This window comes from Kocuria varians, from assembly GCF_006539885.1.
Classification (GTDB): domain Bacteria; phylum Actinomycetota; class Actinomycetes; order Actinomycetales; family Micrococcaceae; genus Kocuria; species Kocuria varians.
Map to the genome: position 1 here is coordinate 56,358 of NZ_BJNW01000008.1, position 16,664 is coordinate 73,021.

Genomic DNA, 16,664 nt, shown 5'->3' on the forward strand with positions numbered 1-16,664 from the left:
GAGTGACACCGGCACACGACGCACCCGCCCCGTACGGCGAGCCCACCGCGCCGCCCGGCGCGCCGACTCCGCACCGTGCTTCCACCCAGCCCACCGCCCTCGGAAGTGTCGAGCAGGCCGAGAAGCGCGGCGTCGACGCCGCCCCCGCGTTCAGCACCGTCCCGGACGCCCCGCGCTCCGAGGACCCTGTCCTGGTGGCAGGCCTGCGCGAGGATCTCGTCGCGGCGGGCTTCACGGTGGACCGCGTCACCGAGCTGGTGGGCGAGCAGGCCATGTCCGCGTGGTCCCGGGACGAGGCCGTCCCGGCGCGCCGCGCGCTGGAGCGCCACGGCTCCCGCGACCCGCTGCTGACCACGCTCGCCGCGTTCTTCCTGCTCGGGGACCCCGTGTCCGCTCCGGAGCTCGACGCCGCCCTGCCCACCGTGGGCGCCACGGGTCTGCGTTCCCTGGCGCTCGCGGAGGACGGCCCCGCGGCCGGCGAGCTGCTGGCCACGATGGATCTGCGCCCCTACGCCACGGACGCCTCGGACGAGTGGTTCGTGGCGAGCGACCTCGGCGCGTTCCAGCGCCCGGGCGTGCTGCGCCACGACCATGTGCTGGGCATCGGCGGAGCGTCCACCACGCTCGTGCAGGCGACCCCGCGGCGGGACGTGGAGCGCGCGCTGGACCTGGGCACCGGTTGCGGCATCCAGACCTTCCACCTGCTCTCGCACGCGCGGCACGTGACCGCCACGGACATCTCCGAGCGCGCCCTGGCCACCACCCGCTTCAACCTGGTGCTCAACGCCGCGCAGCTTGGCCTCGACCCCGACGACCTCTCGGCGCGGGTGCGGCTGGCGCACGGCAGCATGCTGGAGCCCGTGGCGGGGGACCGCTTCGACATGGTGGTCTCGAACCCGCCGTTCGTGATCACCCCGCGCACTCCCGGGGACGACGCCGCCCGCTACACCTACCGCGACGGCGGGCTGCCGGGGGACCGGCTCGTCAGCGACCTGATCGCCTCCCTGCCGGAGGTCCTGACCCCCGGCGGCACCGCCCACATGCTCGCCAACTGGGAGATCACGGCGGACCCGGAGCAGGGCCCGTCCGAGACGTGGTCCCGCCGCCCGGCGTCGTGGATCGCCCCGGGGACCGGCGCGTGGTTCGTGCAGCGCGAGCTGCAGGACCCGTGCGAGTACGCGGAGACCTGGCTGCGCGACGCCTCCCAGCAGCGCGACCTCGCCGGCTACGAGGCCGCGTATCGCGCCTACCTGGAGGACTTCGACTCGCGGGACGTTGCCGCCGTGGGCTTCGGCATGGTCTGGCTGCAGCGCCCGGGGGCCGTGGAGCCGGATTCGACGACGACGCCGCGGCCCGGTACGCAGGCCCCCGATGCCCCAGTCCTGCCGCGGGCCACGGAGAACCGACCCCTGCCGCGGGTGTTCGAGACGATCCCCCACCCCATCCAGCAGCCGATCGCGCCCGCGCTGGCCGCCGAGTGGGACCGGATGGTGCGCTTCGGGACGGACCACGCGGCAGCGGACGCCGCGGTGGAGCCCGCCTCCTCGGCCGCGGCCGATGCGCAGGGCGCTGCGGGAACCACTGACGGGTCCCTCACCGCGGCGGAGACCGGGGCCCGCGACGTCGTCCCCGGAACCGGACCATCGGCCTGGACCGGCACGGGCGCCGTCGTCCCCGCCACCCCCGCGTGGCTGGATGCCCACCTCACCGTGGCGCCGGACGTCACCGAGGAGCGCCACGGCGCGCCCGGTGCGGACGACCCCGCCCTGATCCTGCTGCGGCAGGGAGCGGGGCTGCGCCGGACGGTGATCCTCTCGAGCGAGGCCGCCGGCTTCGCGGGCGTGTGCGACGGTGAGCTGAGCGCCGGGCAGATCCTCACCGCGCTGGGCTCGCTGCTCGGGTGGCAGGACGGCCCCGAGCCGTGGCTCACCTCCGAGATCAACGGTCTGGTCGAGCACGGCTTCCTGGTGGAGGTGTAAGACTGGTCCCATGAGTGAGAACGCGAATCCCATCCAGGCCATGGACTCCCAGCGCGTGTGGGAGCTGCTCACGCAGCTGCCGTACGGCCGCCTGGCGGTGCAGGCCGCGGGACTGGTGGACATCTTCCCGGTCAACTACGTGGTCAGCCAGTGCAAGCTGTACTTCCGCACCGCGCAGGGCACCAAGCTCGCGAGTCTCGTGGTGAACCACCACGTGGCGTTCGAGGTGGACCGGGTGCGTGACGGGCACGTGGAGTCGGTCGTGGTGCACGGCCGCGCCCGCCGCCTGGAGACCCGCGCGGAGCTCGAGGCCGCGGAGGAGCTGCCCCTGCAGCCGTGGGCGCCCACGGAGAAGTTCCACTACGTGGTGCTGGAGCCGGACGATGCCACGGGCCGTGAGTTCACCATGCACACCGGGGCGGATCCGCAGCCGGCGTGACGGCGCGTACCGTACGCTGACGGTTCGGGTGGGCGACGCCGCCCACGCCGGGGAGTCCCGGGGCGGCGTCGTCATCCGGGCGCGAGAGACACAGACAGACCCGGCGGGCCACCGCGGGGTACGACGAGGAGCACCTTTGGCATCCAAGGCCACCAAGAACGCCGGTACGGGCAAGAGCCTGCTGATCGTGGAGTCACCGTCCAAGGTGAAGACGATCGCGGGGTACCTGGGCGACGCCTACGAGGTGGAGTCGTCCATGGGCCACATCCGTGACCTGCCCCAGCCCTCCGAGCTGCCCACGGACATGAAGAAGGGCCCCTACGGCAAGTTCGCCGTGGACGTGGACCACGAGTTCGACCCGTACTACGTGGTCAACCCGGACAAGAAGAAGAAGGTCACGGAGCTCAAGCGCAAGCTCAAGGACGCCGATGCGCTCTACCTGGCCACTGATGGGGACCGCGAGGGCGAGGCCATCGCCTGGCACCTGCTGCAGGTGCTCAAGCCCAAGGTCCCGGTGTACCGGCTCACGTTCCCGGAGATCACCAAGGAGGCCATCGAGCGCGGCTTCGCCCAGCTGCGCGACATCGACCAGGACCTCGTGGACGCGCAGGAGACCAGGCGCATCCTGGACCGCCTCTACGGCTACGAGATCTCCCCGGTGCTGTGGCGCAAGGTCTCCTCGGGCCTGTCCGCCGGCCGTGTGCAGTCGGTGGCCACGCGCCTGGTGGTGCAGCGCGAGCGCGAGCGGATCGCGTTCGTCCCCGCGGACTACTGGGACCTCACGGGCACGTTCTCGCGCCCGGACGGCCAGGATCCCGGGCGTCCCTTCACCGCGCGCCTGAGCTCGGTGGACGGCCGCCGCGTGGCCACGGGCAAGGACTTCGACGACCGCGGCCAGCTCAAGTCCGCGCCCTCCGGCAACGCTCCCGTCACGCTGGACGAGGCCGTGGCCACCGCGCTCGCCGCCGGGCTGCAGGACGCAGAGTTCTCGGTCCGCTCTCTCGAGACCAAGCCCTACACGCGCCGCCCCGCGGCGCCGTTCACCACCTCCACGCTGCAGCAGGAGGCCGCCCGCAAGCTGCGGTTCACCTCCCGCACCACCATGCGCGTGGCGCAGCGGCTGTACGAGAACGGCTACATCACCTATATGCGTACGGACTCCGTGGCGCTGTCCGACCAGGCGGTCAACGCGGCCCGGGCGCAGGCCAAGGAGCTCTACGGCGCGGAGTTCGTGCCCTCCTCCAAGCGCGTGTACGCCTCCAAGTCCAAGAACGCGCAGGAGGCGCACGAGGCCGTGCGACCCGCGGGGGACCGGTTCCGCACGCCGTCGCAGGTGCGCTCGCAGCTGTCCGTGGACGAGTTCAAGCTCTACGAGCTGATCTGGAAGCGCACCGTCGCCTCCCAGATGGAGGACGCCAAGGGCAGCACCGCGACCGTGCGCCTCGGGGCCAGCGCCACCTCTGCGGCCGGTGACCACGCCGGGGCGGACGCGGAGTTCTCGGCCTCCGGCACCGTCATCACCTTCCGCGGCTTCCTGGCCGCCTACGAGGAGGGCCGGGACGTGAACCCGGACCTCGCGCAGGACTCGGGCAAGAAGGGCCAGAAGGACGAGGACAAGCGGCTGCCCGTGATGGCGGAGGGCGACGCCCTGGACGCCTCCGAGGTCACCGCGGACGGGCACACCACCACCCCGCCGGCGCGCTACACCGAGGCGTCGCTCGTGAAGACGCTGGACGAGCTGGGCATCGGACGCCCCTCCACGTACGCGGCCACGATCTCCACGATCATGGACCGCGGCTACGTGCAGGTCCGCGGCTCCGCACTGATCCCCTCGTGGCTCGCCTTCTCCGTGGTTCGCCTGCTCGAGGACCACTTCTCCGACTACGTGGACTACGACTTCACGGCGGAGCTCGAGGACGACCTCGACCGGATCGCCCGCGGCGAGGCCGAGCGCGTCGCCTGGCTCAACGGCTTCTACTTCGGCGAGGCCCCGGAGGAGCCCGGGCTCAAACCGCTCGTGGACGACCTCGGGGAGATCGACGCCCGCGCGGTGAACTCGATCCCCGTCACGGACGACATCACGCTGCGCGTGGGCAAGTTCGGCCCCTACCTGGAGTCCGGCGGCACCGTGGACCCGGAGACCGGCGAGATCACCGACCCCGTGCGCGCCAACGTCCCCCTGGACCTCGCGCCGGACGAGCTCACCCCGGACAAGGCCCGTGAGCTCATGGAGATCGGCAAGGCGGACGGCCGCGAGCTGGGCGTGAACCCGGAGACCGGTCGGATGATCGTGGCCAAGGACGGCCGCTACGGGCCCTACGTGACCGAGATCGTCCCGGAGCCCACGCAGGAGGAGCTGGACGCGATCCCCACCGAGTACTACAAGAACGGCAAGCCCAAGCCCAAGAAGATCGAGAAGCCCAAGCCGAAGACCGCGTCCCTGTTCTCCTCCATGAACCTGCAGGACATCACGCTCGAGGACGCCCTCAAGCTGCTGTCCCTGCCGCGGGAGCTCGGCGAGGACACGGACGGCGAGACGATCACCGTGCAGAACGGCCGCTACGGCCCGTACCTGAAGAAGGGCTCGGACTCGCGCTCCATCTCCTCCGAGGACCAGATCTTCACGATCACCCTGGACGAGGCGAAGACCATCTACGCCCAGCCCAAGCAGCGGGGGCGCGCGGCCGCGAAGCCGCCGCTCGCGGACCTCGGAGCGGATCCCCTGACCGAGAAGCGGATGATCATCAAGGAGGGTCGCTTCGGTCCGTACATCACGGACGGCGAGACCAACGTGACGGTTCCGCGCGCGGAGGCCATCGAGCAGATCACCGCCGCACGTGCCTCCCAGCTGCTCGCGGAGAAGCGCGCGAAGGGCCCGGCTCCGGCCAAGTCCCCGGCACGCGGTCGCGCCAAGAGCACCACGGCCAAGAGTTCGGCTTCCAAGAGCTCGACGTCCAAGACCGCGGCCTCGAAGAGCGCCGCGGGCAAGACAGCGGCCAAGCGCACGACCAAGACCGCCACCGCGAAGCGCAGCTCTGCCACGAAGGCCGGTACGACAAAGCGCACCTCCGCCACGAGCGCCACCGGCGGCAGCAAGTAGCGCACACGACGACGCCGCCCGCCCGGAAGGCCACGGGCGGCACCGTCCGCGCGCTGCCCGCCGCGGCGTCGTCGGCCGGTCGGAGCCCGTCACCGCAACCGAAGGAACTCGCATGAGGCTCTCAGTCCTGGACGTCGGGTCGAACACCGTGCACCTGCTGCTGCTCGACGTCTACCCGGGCGCGCGCCCCGAGCCGTACGCGTCCCACAAGACCGCGCTGCGGCTCGTGGACCACCAGGACGAGCAGGGGCAGATCACGGACGAGGGCCGGGACCTGCTGACCGCGTTCGTGGTGGAGGCGCGGGACTTCGCGGTGGAGCACCGGGCTGAGGACCTGCTGGCGTTCGCCACCTCGGCGATCCGCGAGGCCGCGAACGGCGCTCAGGTGCTGGAGCACGTGCAGTCGGTCTCCGGTGTCACGCTCACGGAGCTGTCCGGGGACCAGGAAGCCGCGATCACGTTCTCCGCAGTGCGCCGCTGGTTCGGGTGGAGCGCCGGGCGGATCCTGGACCTGGACATCGGCGGCGGCTCCTTCGAGATGGCGATCGGCACGAATGCGCTGCCCACGGTGGCCACGTCCGTGCCGCTGGGAGCGGGCCGGCTGTACCGCGCCTACCTGGCCGGGGACGACGTCGCCCCGCCGGCCAGTTTCAAGGCCCTGCGCAAGCACGTGCGCACCACGCTGCGCCCCGCCGTGGACCGGATCGCAGCCGGCGGGCACCCGAACCTCGTGGTGGGCACGTCCAAGACGTTCCGCTCGCTCGCGCGGATCTGCGGTGCCGCGCCGTCCGCCCGCGGACCGTACGTGCCGCGCGTGATGCACCGGGAGGACCTGCGGCTGTGGGCCCGGCGCATGGAGGCGATGTCCGTGGCCGAGCGCGCGGACCTGCCCGGCGTCTCCGAGCAGCGTGCCGCGCAGGTGGTGGCCGGCGCCATCGTGGCCGAGACCGCGATGGACATGCTCGGCATCGACACCGTGCAGATCTCCCCGTGGGCCCTGCGCGAGGGCCTGATCCTGCGCCGCATGGACCGGCTGGTGCGGGACACCTCCAACGAGACCGCCGACCCGAAGGACCTGGTGAGCAGCCCATGAGCGAGAAGCCCGCCGAGTACCGCCCGCACGTGGCCCTGTCCACGAGCTCGCTCTACCCGCAGGGCGTGCCCGAGACCTTCGAGGCCGCCCAGCGGCTGGGCTACGACAGTGTGGAGGTGCTCGTCACCCACGAGCGCATGAGCCAGCTGACGCACCAGCTGCTCGACAACATCCAGAAGTACCAGATCCCCATCTCCACGATCCACGCGCCCACCCTGCTGTTCACGCAGCAGGTGTGGGGCAAGTCCTGGACCAAGATCCAGATGGCCGCGAAGCTCACGCACCAGGTGGGCGCGGAGGTCGTGGTGGCCCACCCGCCGTTCCGGTGGCAGCGCAAGTACGCGCGGAACTTCGTGGCCGGGGTCCGCGAGGTCTCCCGTATGACGGAGACCAAGATCTCCGTGGAGAACATGTACCCGTGGCGCGTGGCCGGGCGCGAGGCGGTCGTGTACTCGCCGCACTACAGTCCGCTGGGCCAGGACTACGAGTGGGTCACGTGGGACTTCTCCCACGCCGCCACGGCCAAGATGGACTCGCTCGCCGCCGTGAAGGAGCTCGGCTCGCGGCTGGGGCACGTGCACCTCACGGACGGTTCCGGGGAGACGCTTGCGGACGAGCACCTGCTGCCGGGCCACGGCGTGCAGCCCGTTGCCGAGACCCTCGAGCACCTGCGGGACCAGCGCTGGCAGGGCGTGGTGGGCGTTGAGGTCTCCACCCGCAAGTCCCGGGACGCGGACCAGCGCGACGAGTGGCTCGCGGAGTCCCTCGTCTTCGCGCGGCGCCACATGACGGTCTGAGCCCTCTGGCGCCGGACGATGACGCCGCACGCTCCCGGTGGGCGTGCGGCTGCCGGGTCCTGCGCCCCTCGGCTCCGTCCCGTACTGGACTCCCGGCGGGCGCTCGCGGCCGCCGCCCCGCGGGCGGTAGCGTCGTGAGCAGCATGTCCAGCCCACCCGCACCCCGTGGGGCGCACCGGTGCGCCGGTCGCGGCCGCGGGAACGAAAGGACCGATGAGATGACCGAGACCACCCTTGCCTTCCTGGGCGCCGGATCCATGAACGGTGCGATCCTGCGCGGCGTCCTGGCGGGAGGCACCAGCCCGCAGGCCGTGCGCGCGACCACCCGTTCGGCGTCGTCGGCGAAGAGCCTGCACGAGGAGACCGGCGTGGCGGTGTTCTCCGGCGAGGAGAACGAGGACGCCAACGCGAAGGCCGTGACCGGCGCGGACATCGTGCTGCTCGGCGTGAAGCCGTACGACATCCTGGACCTCGCGCGCGAGATCGCTCCCGCGCTGGACCGCGAGACCGTGGTGGTCTCCGTGGCCGCCGGCGTGGCGCTGGACGCCCTGCAGAAGGCGCTGCCCGAGGGCCAGCCGGTCGTGCGCTCGATGCCCAACACGCCGTCGAGCGTGGGCCGCGGCGCGCTGTCCGTGACCCCGGGGGAGCACGTGACGGACGAGCAGCTGCGCGCCGTGAAGGATGTCCTCTCCGCGGTGGGCGCCGTGGTGGAGGTTCCCGAGCACCTGATCCGCGCGGTCACCGGCGTCTCCGGCTCCGGCCCGGCCTACGTCTTCTACCTGGCCGAGGCCATGCAGCAGGCGGGCGAGGAGCTCGGCCTGGACCCGGAGACCGCGCGCGTGCTCGCCAAGGAGACGGTGTCCGGCGCGGGCGTGCTGCTCGAGCCCGACGACGCCGATCCCGCCGCCCTGCGCAAGGCTGTCACGAGCCCCGGCGGCACCACGGAGCAGGCCATCCGCACCTTCGACGAACAGGGCCTGCGGGACATCATCCGTAAGGGTGCCGAAGCGTCGGCGGCCAAGGGGGATGATATGGAGAAGGAATACGGCGGCGAGTGAGCCAACCGCCCGAGTTCACACCACGACACGAGGCGGTAGCAGGATGAGCACGTTCGGCATCGAGGAGGAGTTCCTCCTGATGGACCGGGAGGACCACCTCCCCGCACGACCCACCCAGGAGCAGGCGCAGCAGCTGACCACGCTGGAGGTCGGCGGCGCCTCCGCGACTCCCGAGTGGCTCGCGTGCCAGGTCGAGGAGACCTCCCCGATCTTCCACGACTCCGCCACGGCCATGGACTCGCTGGTCGCGTTCCGCACGGCCCTGCACGACGCCGCGGCACCCATGGGCATGGACGTCGTGGGTCTCGCCGCCGCCCCGGACATCCGGCCCGAGCCGGCCGCGCCGTCCTGGAACGAGCGCTACACGCGCCACGCCGTCCAGACGCCCGCGATCGCGGCGGACCAGTACATCAGCGGGCTGCACGTGCACCTGGGGTTCCCGGACCTGGAGGTCGCCGTGCAGGCGCTGAACGGTCTGCGCGGCTGGCTGCCCGCACTCGTGGCGCTCGGCGCGAACTCGCCCCTGTGGCGCGGCTCGGAGGCCGGCTTCGAGAGCTGGCGCTCGATCCACTACCGCCGCTGGATGGCCAACGGCGTGCCGCCGCACTTCAAGGACCTCGAGGACCACGAGGTGCGGGTCGCCATGCTCAGCGCGTTCGACGTGATCGAGAACCCGTCGAGCCTGAGCTGGCTCGCACGGCTCTCCCACCGCCACGGCACCCTGGAGATCCGGGCGTGCGACGTCCAGCTCGAGGCGCGGGACTCGGTGTCCATCGCGGTGCTGATCCGCGCGCTCGCGAACTACACCCTGGAGAACCCGCCGGAGGTGCAGTTCACGCAGGAGTACCTGGACATCGCCCTGTGGCAGGCCGCCCGCTGGGGTCTCGGCGGCCGCGTGCTGGACCCGGAGACCGCGGGCCCCGTTCCCGCGGACGGACTGATCGAGACCCTGCTGCAGCGCGTGCGCGGGCACTACACCTCCGAGGCGGACCGCGAGTTCGCGGAGGCCGGGATCCGGCGCATCCTCAAGAACGGCAACGGCGCCGTCCGGCAGCGCCGCGCGTTCTCGCAGCACGGCCTGCCGGGACTGATGGCCATGGCCTCCGAGGCCATGACGGCATGCAGCTGAGGGTTCCCCGGGGAGCGTCGTGACGAAATCGGCGCTCAGGGGCGCGCCGCGAACCGCTCGATCAGGTCCACGTGCCCGGAGACGATCAGCAGGTCCCGGGAGCTGACCACGGTGTCCGGGCGGGCGTAGGTGAAGTCCTCGCCGGGGGACTTCACGCCCACCACGGTCACGCCGTACTTGGAGCGGATGTCCGACTCGCCGAGGGTGAAGCCCTGGATCTCGCGCGGGGGGTACATCTTGACGATCGCGAAGTCGTCGTCGAACTCGATGTAGTCCAGCAGGCGCCCGGAGACCAGGTGGGCCGTGCGGCGCCCGGCGTCCGCCTCCGGGAAGATCACGTGGTGCGCGCCGATGCGCGAGAGGATCTTGCCGTGCGCGGGGGAGATGGCCTTGGCCCAGATCCGGTCGATGCCCAGGTCCACGAGGTTCGCCGTGATCAGCACCGACGACTCGATGGAGGTGCCCACCCCCACCACGGCGGAGGAGAACTCCGCCGCGCCGATCTGCCGCAGTGCGTCCATGTCCGTGGCCTCGGCCTCGACCACGTGGGTGAGCTGACCGGCCATCTTCTGCACCAGCGCGGGGTCCCGTTCGACGCCGAGCACCTCGCGGCCCTGCTGGATCAGCTGCAGGGCCGTGGCGGCGCCGAACCGGCCGAGCCCCACCACCAGGACGGGTGCGGAGTGGGAGGAGTTCTTAGCCAATGATCGGCCTTTCTTCCGGGTAGGAATACAGTCGGCACCGTGAGCGCAGCGCGAGGGCGGTGGCCACGGTGTTCGTGCCGATGCGTCCCACGAGCATGATGAGCACCAGCACGTACTTCCCGAGGTCCGGCGACGCCGCGGAGACGCCCGTGCTCAGCCCGCACGTGGCGTAGGCGGAGATCACCTCGAACAGCACGTGGTCCAGCGGCAGGTGGGTCAGCGCGACCATGGCCGCGGACCCCAGCAGCACCACGGACGCACCCATCATGATCACGGAGATCGCGATGCGCAGCACGGAGTCCGGGATGGTGCGGAAGAACGCGATCACGGACTGGTCGCCGCGGGCCTCCGCGAGGATCGAGAGGAAGACGACGGCGAGCGTGGTCACCTTGATGCCGCCGGCCGTGGACGCCGAGCCGCCGCCGGCGAACATCATGGCGTCCGTGAGCAGCAGCGTGACCTGGGAAGTGTCCGGCATGTCCACGAGGTTGAAGCCGCCGGAGCGCATCATCACGGAGGCGAAGAAGCCCTGGAAGATCCGCTCCGCGGGGTCCATCCCGCCGAGCGTGTCCGGGTTGCCCCACTCGATCACCGTGAACAGCAGCCACGCGACCAGCAGCAGGGCGCTCGTGGTCACCACCGTGAGCTTGGCGTTGAGGTTCCAGCGGTTGAAGCGGAAGCCCACCTGGCGCAGCACCAGGACCACCGGGAAGCCCAGGGAGCCCACGACCACGCCGAGGCACACGGGCATCAGGATGAGCCACGCGGTGGGCCCGGCGTGGTCGTAGGGGACCAGGCCGTCCGTGTGCGGGGTGAAGCCGGCGTTGTTGAAGCTCGAGACCGCGTAGAACACGCCGTGCCACAGGGCGGTCCCCAGTGGCTCGCCCTCCGCGAGGAAGCCCACGGACAGCACCACGGCCAGGGCCACCTCGATGCTCACGGAGGTGATCACGATGATCTGCAGCAGCGAGCCGACCTCCCCCAGGCGCCCGATGTTCAGGGCGTCCTGCGTGATCAGCTTGGACTTCAGCCCGAGCTTGCGCCCGATGGCCAGGGCCAGGATGGAGGTCAGAGTCAGGGTGCCCAGGCCACCCACCTGGATGGCCACCAGGATCACCACCTGCCCGAACACGGACCACTGGGCTGCGGTGGAGACGGTGGTGAGACCGGTGACCGTCACGGCGGAGGTCGCGGTGAAGACGGCGTCCACGAAGCGCGTGTCCTGCCCGTGCTTGGCGGCCACGGGCAGCCACAGCAGCAGCGCGAAGCCCAGGTCCACGATCACGAAGACGATCACGGCCAGGCGCGCGGGGGACGAGTCCGCGATCTGGTCCACGAAGTCCCGGAAACGGCGGGCCGTGCGGGTGGTCAGGGGCTCGGCGTCCGCCGGCTGCGAGGGGTGCTCCTCGGCGGCGTCCTGCTGTTCGAGCTCGCTCACTGCACCTCCTCGCGGGTTTCCGGGCCGTCCCGTGCCCTCGTGGACCGGGGTGGGCCATGAGGGTCGCGGAACACGACTCCAGCCAGTATCCCCCGTCCTGGCGCGCTGCCACGACACCCCGGTTCCCGAGTGTTCTAATGGGTTTGTGACCTCCGCAACATCGAGCAACGACGCAGCCCGTCCCACCACCGTCTACTGGGACCCGCAGCTGCTCAGCTACAACTTCGGCGACTACCACCCCATGCACCCGAGCCGTCTGGACGCGACCATGCGGCTCGTGCAGAGCCTGGGCCTGGACACCGCGGAGAACGTCCGGGTCACGGTCCCGGAGGTCCCCGACGACAGCGTCCTGGAGCTCGTGCACACCAAGAAGTACGTGGAGTCGGTGCGCGCGGTGTCCGAGGACCCCACCCGGCAGATCCCCGACTGTGGGCTGGGCACGGAGGACACTCCGGGCTACGAGGGCATCCACGAGTCGAGTGCCCGCCTCGTGGGCGGCAGCTACCAGGGGGCGATGGACCTGCTCAGCGGCAGGGCCGTGCACGCCGTGAACTTCAGCGGGGGCATGCACCACGCCGCCGCGGACAAGGCCTCCGGGTTCTGCGTGTACAACGACTGCGCCGTGGCCATCCAGCACCTGCTGGACAGCGGCGTGCACAGGGTGCTCTACCTGGACGTGGACGGCCACCACGGGGACGGCACCCAGTCGATCTTCTACGACGACCCCCGCGTGATGACCATCTCGTTGCACGAGACCGGACTCTCGCTGTTCCCGGGCTCGGGCTTCGCCAACGAGATCGGCACCGGGGAGGCGGCCGGCACCGCGGTCAACGTGGCCATGCCCACCCGCGCGGACGACTCCCAGTGGCTGCGCTCGTTCGACGCCGTGGTCCCGCCCATCGCGCGCCAGTTCCGTCCGGAGGTGATCGTGTCCCAGCACGGCTGCGACTCCCACTTCCAGGATGAGCTGACCCACCTGCGCGTGAGCATCGACGGGCAGCGTCAGGTCGCGCTGGCCGTCTGCGACCTCGCGGGGGAGCTGTGCGAGGGCCGGTGGATCGCCACCGGGGGCGGCGGCTACGACGTGCACGACGCCGTGCCCCGCGCCTGGGCCCACCTCGTGGGGGTGGCCGCGGGCCGCCCCGTGGCCGTGACCACCGCGGTGCCCCAGGACTGGCGCACCTACATGAGCGAGAAGTACGGCGGGCACCCGCCGGAGCTGATGGGGGACGAGGTGGACCTGTGGTGGCGCTCGTGGGAGATCGGCTACGACCCCAACGACGAGACCGACCGCACCATCATGGCCACCCGCAAGGAGGTCTTCCCCCACTGGGGACTGGACCCCTGGTACGACTGACCTGGGACTGCTCCCTCGGCTCCCTCGACTGCTTCGACCCCCCCCGGCGGATGCGCCGGTCCGGCACGCCGGGACGCTCCTGATTGGGGCGTGACCAGGGCGCCCGTCTAGAGTTGTTCCCATGTCCCACGACGCATATTCCGCACTCTCCGACCCCACGCGACGACGCATCCTCGAGGCGCTGCGCGGTGGACCGCGGCCGGTGGGGGAGCTGGTCACGGAGCTCGAGGTCTCGCAGCCCACGGTCTCCAAGCACCTCAAGGTGCTGCGCGACGCCCAGATGGTCGTGACCCGCGCGCAGGGACAGAAGCGCTTCTACAGCCTCACGGCCGAGCCGCTGACGGGCGTCGTGACGTGGCTGGAGGACCTGATCTCCGCGGCCGCCGAGACGGACGAGGCCCGGCCCGCCGTGGCAGCGCCCGCCGCAACCGAGGACGACGCCGCCGCGCCCGTCCCCGCCCCGGGCGAGCGCTCGCTCCCCTGGTTCACCGCAGAGGTGACGGAGATCACGGAAACGGACGAGGGTGGCGTCGTCGAGCCCGAGGACGAGGTGCGCGAGGGCACCGACGAGAAGTCCGTCGAGCCCCGGGAATCCGCGGTCGGTGCACAGGACACGCCCGCCGAGGAGGATCGCGAGGCCTCCGGGGAAGACGCCGCCGACGAGGCAGGGGGCGCCCCCGAGCCCGAGGAGCCGCAGGTCACACCCGCTAGTGTGGAAACCGGTGACCACGCCGCGTCGGCAGCCCGGCCCAAGGTCGAGGACGATGTCGACCCCCGCGACGGCGCGCCCCGCACCACCTCGCCCGAGGCGTTCTCGGCCGAGAGCGCGGAGGCGTTGCGGCCGCGAGGGGGAGCGCATCGCCGTCAGAGCGGCCTGCTGTCCACCCTGACGGGATTCCGGCGCCGTGGTCGCGGCACGCGTCGCGACTGAGTGGTCATCCTCCGAGATTCCCAGACGGCAGGAGAGACATGCACGAGAAACTGATTCCCATCCGCCAGATCGTCACGGCGCGCAACCCGGGTGAGTCCGAGTTCCACCAGGCCGTGGACGAGGTCTTCGAATCGCTGGGGCCCGTGGTGGCCCGCTACCCGGACCTGCTGGACTCGGCCATCGTGGAGCGCATCTGCGAGCCGGAGCGCCAGATCATCTTCCGCGTGCCGTGGACCGACGACAAGGGTCGGGTGCACATCAACCGCGGTTTCCGCGTGGAGTTCAACTCCGCGCTGGGCCCCTACAAGGGCGGGCTGCGCTTCCACCCGTCCGTGTACCTGGGCATCGTGAAGTTCCTGGGCTTCGAGCAGATCTTCAAGAATGCCCTCACCGGCATGCCCATCGGCGGCGGCAAGGGCGGCTCGGACTTCGACCCCTCGGGCCGCAGCGACGCCGAGATCATGCGCTTCTGCCAGTCCTTCATGACCGAGCTGTACCGCCACATCGGCGAGTACACGGACGTCCCCGCCGGTGACATCGGTGTGGGTGGCCGCGAGATCGGCTACCTGTTCGGCCAGTACAAGCGCATCACCAACCGCTACGAGTCCGGCGTGCTGACGGGCAAGGGACTGTCCTGGGGCGGTTCGCTCGTGCGCACGGAGGCCACGGGCTACGGTGCCGTGATGTTCGCGGAGGAGATGCTCAAGACCCGCGGTCAGGACCTGGAGGGCCGCGACGTGATCGTCTCGGGCTCCGGCAACGTGGCGATCTACGCGATCGAGCGCGCCCAGGCCCTCGGTGCCAAGGCCCTGACGGCCTCGGACTCGAGCGGCTACGTGGTGGACACTGAGGGCATCGACCTCGAGCTGCTCAAGCAGATCAAGGAGGTCGAGCGCGGACGCATCAGCGAGTACGCCGAGCGCCGCGGGCCCAGCGCCCGCTTCGTCTCGGACGGCTCCGTGTGGGACGTCCCCGGCTCCGTCGCGCTGCCGTGCGCCACGCAGAACGAGCTCAACGGACGCCAGGCCAAGCGCCTGCTCGAGAACGGCGTGGTGGCCGTGGCGGAGGGCGCGAACATGCCCTGCACCACCGAGGCCGTGCACCTGTTCCAGGAGTCGGACGTGCTCTTCGCGCCCGGCAAGGCGGCGAACGCCGGTGGTGTGGCCACCTCCGCGCTGGAGATGCAGCAGAACGCGTCCCGCGACTCGTGGAGCTTCGACTACACGCAGCAGCGCCTGCAGGAGATCATGCGCGGGATCCACGACCGCTGCGCGTCCACCGCGGAGGAGTTCGGGATGCCGGGCAATTACGTGGCCGGTGCGAATATCTCGGGCTTCATCAAGGTCGCCCGGGCCATGGTCGCGCAGGGCATCATCTGAGGCGACCCGCCTTCACATGACGTCTCGACGGCGGTTCGACCGCGACATGGTGCGGTCGGACCGCCCCCGAGTTTAGGGTAGGGAACATGGCAACGCATCGAGAGGTTCTGCAGTGGCTCGAGAACGAGCTGTTCGACGGACACCTGGTGCTGGGGCAGCGCCTGCCCTCGGACAAGGACCTGGCGGCCATCTTCCGGGTCTCCCGCAACTCCATGCGCGAGACCCTGAAGATCCTCGAGGCGCAGGGCATCGTCAAGCTCTTCGAGGGTCAGCACCGCAGCATCCTGCCCATCCTGGTGCGTGAGCCGGCCGCGTCCGCCGGTCCGGCGCTGCAGCTGCACATGGCCACGTCCGAGCACCCGCTGCGGGACATCGTGCGCACCCGTGTGCTGCTGGAGACGGCGTCCCTGGAAAGCGCGGAGCAGCGTCACGTCCCACGCGAGGAGCTGCTGGGCATCATGACCCAGATGGACCGCGAGGACCTGGGGCTCAAGCAGTTCCACGACCTCTACGTGAGCTTCCACATCGCCCTGGTGAAGTCCTCCGGCAACGCGGTGAACGTCGCACTGTTCACGGCCCTACGGGACTCGATCTACGAGTACACGATGGCCCTCGTAGGCCACGTGCCGCTGTGGTCCACCACGTCCAGCCGCATCCGGGCGGAGCACCGCGCGATCGTGGGCGCGCTCGAGGCGGGGGACCGCACGCTCGCGGCCCGGCTCGTCGCCGAGCACATCGCGTACCAGTACGAGGAGGCCGGGGTGGACCCGGAGGACTCCCGTGCGACCGCCGCGGAACCCCGTCCGCTCGAGAAGTCCGCGGGCCGTTCGCGCCGCGGTGCGAAGAAGGCCGCGAAGGTTGGTGCCGCAGACCCCGCCGATGCGCCGGGCGACGTCGACGACCTCCGCGAGCAGCGCCGCACCAGCGCCTGAGCCGCCCGCGTTTTCGGGCGCAACGGCTCAGGCGGTAAGGTGTGGCAGTAGTTTGCCGTTAATCGGATGTTGCCCCTGAGCTCGACGGGGCGGGGTGGTGCTCCGGCGCCGTCCCGAGCAAACTCCACTGTCCAGACAAGACTGCGAGGGATCCTATGGGTTCGGTCATCAAGAAGCGCCGCAAGCGCATGTCCAAGAAGAAGCACCGCAAGCTGCTTCGCAAGACGCGTCACCAGCGCCGCAACAAGAAGTAGTCGCGCGCCGTGACAGGCCCCGTTCCCGCGCAGGGAACGGGGCCTTCGTCGTCCCCGGGGCGGGCGTCGTCGTC

At 70.9% G+C, this 16,664-nt stretch carries 14 protein-coding genes; 12 read left to right on the forward strand and 2 right to left on the reverse strand.

The window, feature by feature from the left end; genetic code table 11:
- Positions 1-2: 2 nt before the first annotated feature.
- From KVA01_RS05845 to KVA01_RS05875, 7 genes are all read left to right on the forward strand, one after another.
- Positions 3-1,979, forward strand: coding sequence for a DUF7059 domain-containing protein (locus KVA01_RS05845; protein WP_233438778.1), 1,977 nt, complete (start codon positions 3-5; stop codon positions 1,977-1,979).
- 10 nt (positions 1,980-1,989) lie between these two features.
- Positions 1,990-2,418 (forward strand): pyridoxamine 5'-phosphate oxidase family protein, encoded by a 429-nt coding sequence (locus KVA01_RS05850; RefSeq protein WP_068467887.1) that lies wholly within the window; start codon positions 1,990-1,992, stop codon positions 2,416-2,418.
- Positions 2,419-2,554: 136 nt separating this feature from the next.
- Positions 2,555-5,518: a type I DNA topoisomerase gene (topA, locus tag KVA01_RS05855; protein ID WP_141269303.1), complete on the forward strand. Its 2,964-nt coding sequence runs from the start codon at positions 2,555-2,557 to the stop codon at positions 5,516-5,518.
- Between the two features lie 112 nt (positions 5,519-5,630).
- Complete coding sequence (locus tag KVA01_RS05860) at positions 5,631-6,611, forward strand: Ppx/GppA family phosphatase (RefSeq protein WP_141269305.1); 981 nt, start codon at positions 5,631-5,633, stop codon at positions 6,609-6,611.
- Positions 6,608-7,408 (forward strand): sugar phosphate isomerase/epimerase family protein, encoded by an 801-nt coding sequence (locus KVA01_RS05865; RefSeq protein ID WP_068467892.1) that lies wholly within the window; start codon positions 6,608-6,610, stop codon positions 7,406-7,408. Before KVA01_RS05860 ends, KVA01_RS05865 begins: the two co-directional genes overlap by 4 nt.
- Positions 7,409-7,626: 218 nt before the next feature.
- Positions 7,627-8,466: a pyrroline-5-carboxylate reductase gene (gene proC, locus KVA01_RS05870; protein ID WP_068467894.1), complete on the forward strand. Its 840-nt coding sequence runs from the start codon at positions 7,627-7,629 to the stop codon at positions 8,464-8,466.
- 43 nt (positions 8,467-8,509) lie between these two features.
- Positions 8,510-9,595 carry a carboxylate-amine ligase gene (locus tag KVA01_RS05875; RefSeq protein WP_068467896.1) on the forward strand — a complete coding sequence of 362 codons (1,086 nt, stop codon included), beginning with the start codon at positions 8,510-8,512 and terminating at the stop codon, positions 9,593-9,595.
- A gap of 35 nt (positions 9,596-9,630) precedes the next feature.
- Here KVA01_RS05875 and KVA01_RS05880 read toward each other — a convergent pair whose 3' ends face one another.
- Together KVA01_RS05880 and KVA01_RS05885 are read right to left on the reverse strand one after the other, a co-directional pair.
- Positions 9,631-10,299 (reverse strand): potassium channel family protein, encoded by a 669-nt coding sequence (locus KVA01_RS05880; protein WP_068467898.1) that lies wholly within the window; start codon positions 10,297-10,299, stop codon positions 9,631-9,633.
- The gene (locus KVA01_RS05885; RefSeq protein ID WP_068467899.1) at positions 10,292-11,737 is read right to left on the reverse strand and encodes a TrkH family potassium uptake protein; all 1,446 of its coding nucleotides are present in this window, start codon (positions 11,735-11,737) and stop codon (positions 10,292-10,294) included. The genes KVA01_RS05880 and KVA01_RS05885 overlap by 8 nt, the downstream gene beginning before the upstream one ends.
- A 145-nt stretch (positions 11,738-11,882) precedes the next feature.
- On the opposite strand from KVA01_RS05885, the gene KVA01_RS05890 reads away from it, so the two are divergent.
- The 5 genes from KVA01_RS05890 (at position 11,883) to KVA01_RS05910 (ending at position 16,590) form a co-directional block, all read left to right on the forward strand.
- Positions 11,883-13,094: an acetoin utilization protein AcuC gene (locus tag KVA01_RS05890; RefSeq protein ID WP_174805709.1), complete on the forward strand. Its 1,212-nt coding sequence runs from the start codon at positions 11,883-11,885 to the stop codon at positions 13,092-13,094.
- 121 nt (positions 13,095-13,215) lie between these two features.
- Positions 13,216-14,025: an ArsR/SmtB family transcription factor gene (locus KVA01_RS05895; RefSeq protein ID WP_082810240.1), complete on the forward strand. Its 810-nt coding sequence runs from the start codon at positions 13,216-13,218 to the stop codon at positions 14,023-14,025.
- 38 nt (positions 14,026-14,063) lie between these two features.
- Complete coding sequence (gene gdhA, locus KVA01_RS05900) at positions 14,064-15,404, forward strand: NADP-specific glutamate dehydrogenase (RefSeq protein WP_068467905.1); 1,341 nt, start codon at positions 14,064-14,066, stop codon at positions 15,402-15,404.
- Positions 15,405-15,490: 86 nt separating this feature from the next.
- Positions 15,491-16,336: a FadR/GntR family transcriptional regulator gene (locus KVA01_RS05905; RefSeq protein WP_068467907.1), complete on the forward strand. Its 846-nt coding sequence runs from the start codon at positions 15,491-15,493 to the stop codon at positions 16,334-16,336.
- Between the two features lie 155 nt (positions 16,337-16,491).
- A complete protein-coding gene (locus KVA01_RS05910; protein WP_005504750.1) occupies positions 16,492-16,590 on the forward strand; it encodes a 30S ribosomal protein bS22 in 99 nt (32 codons plus the stop codon).
- The last annotated feature ends 74 nt before the right edge of the window (positions 16,591-16,664 follow it).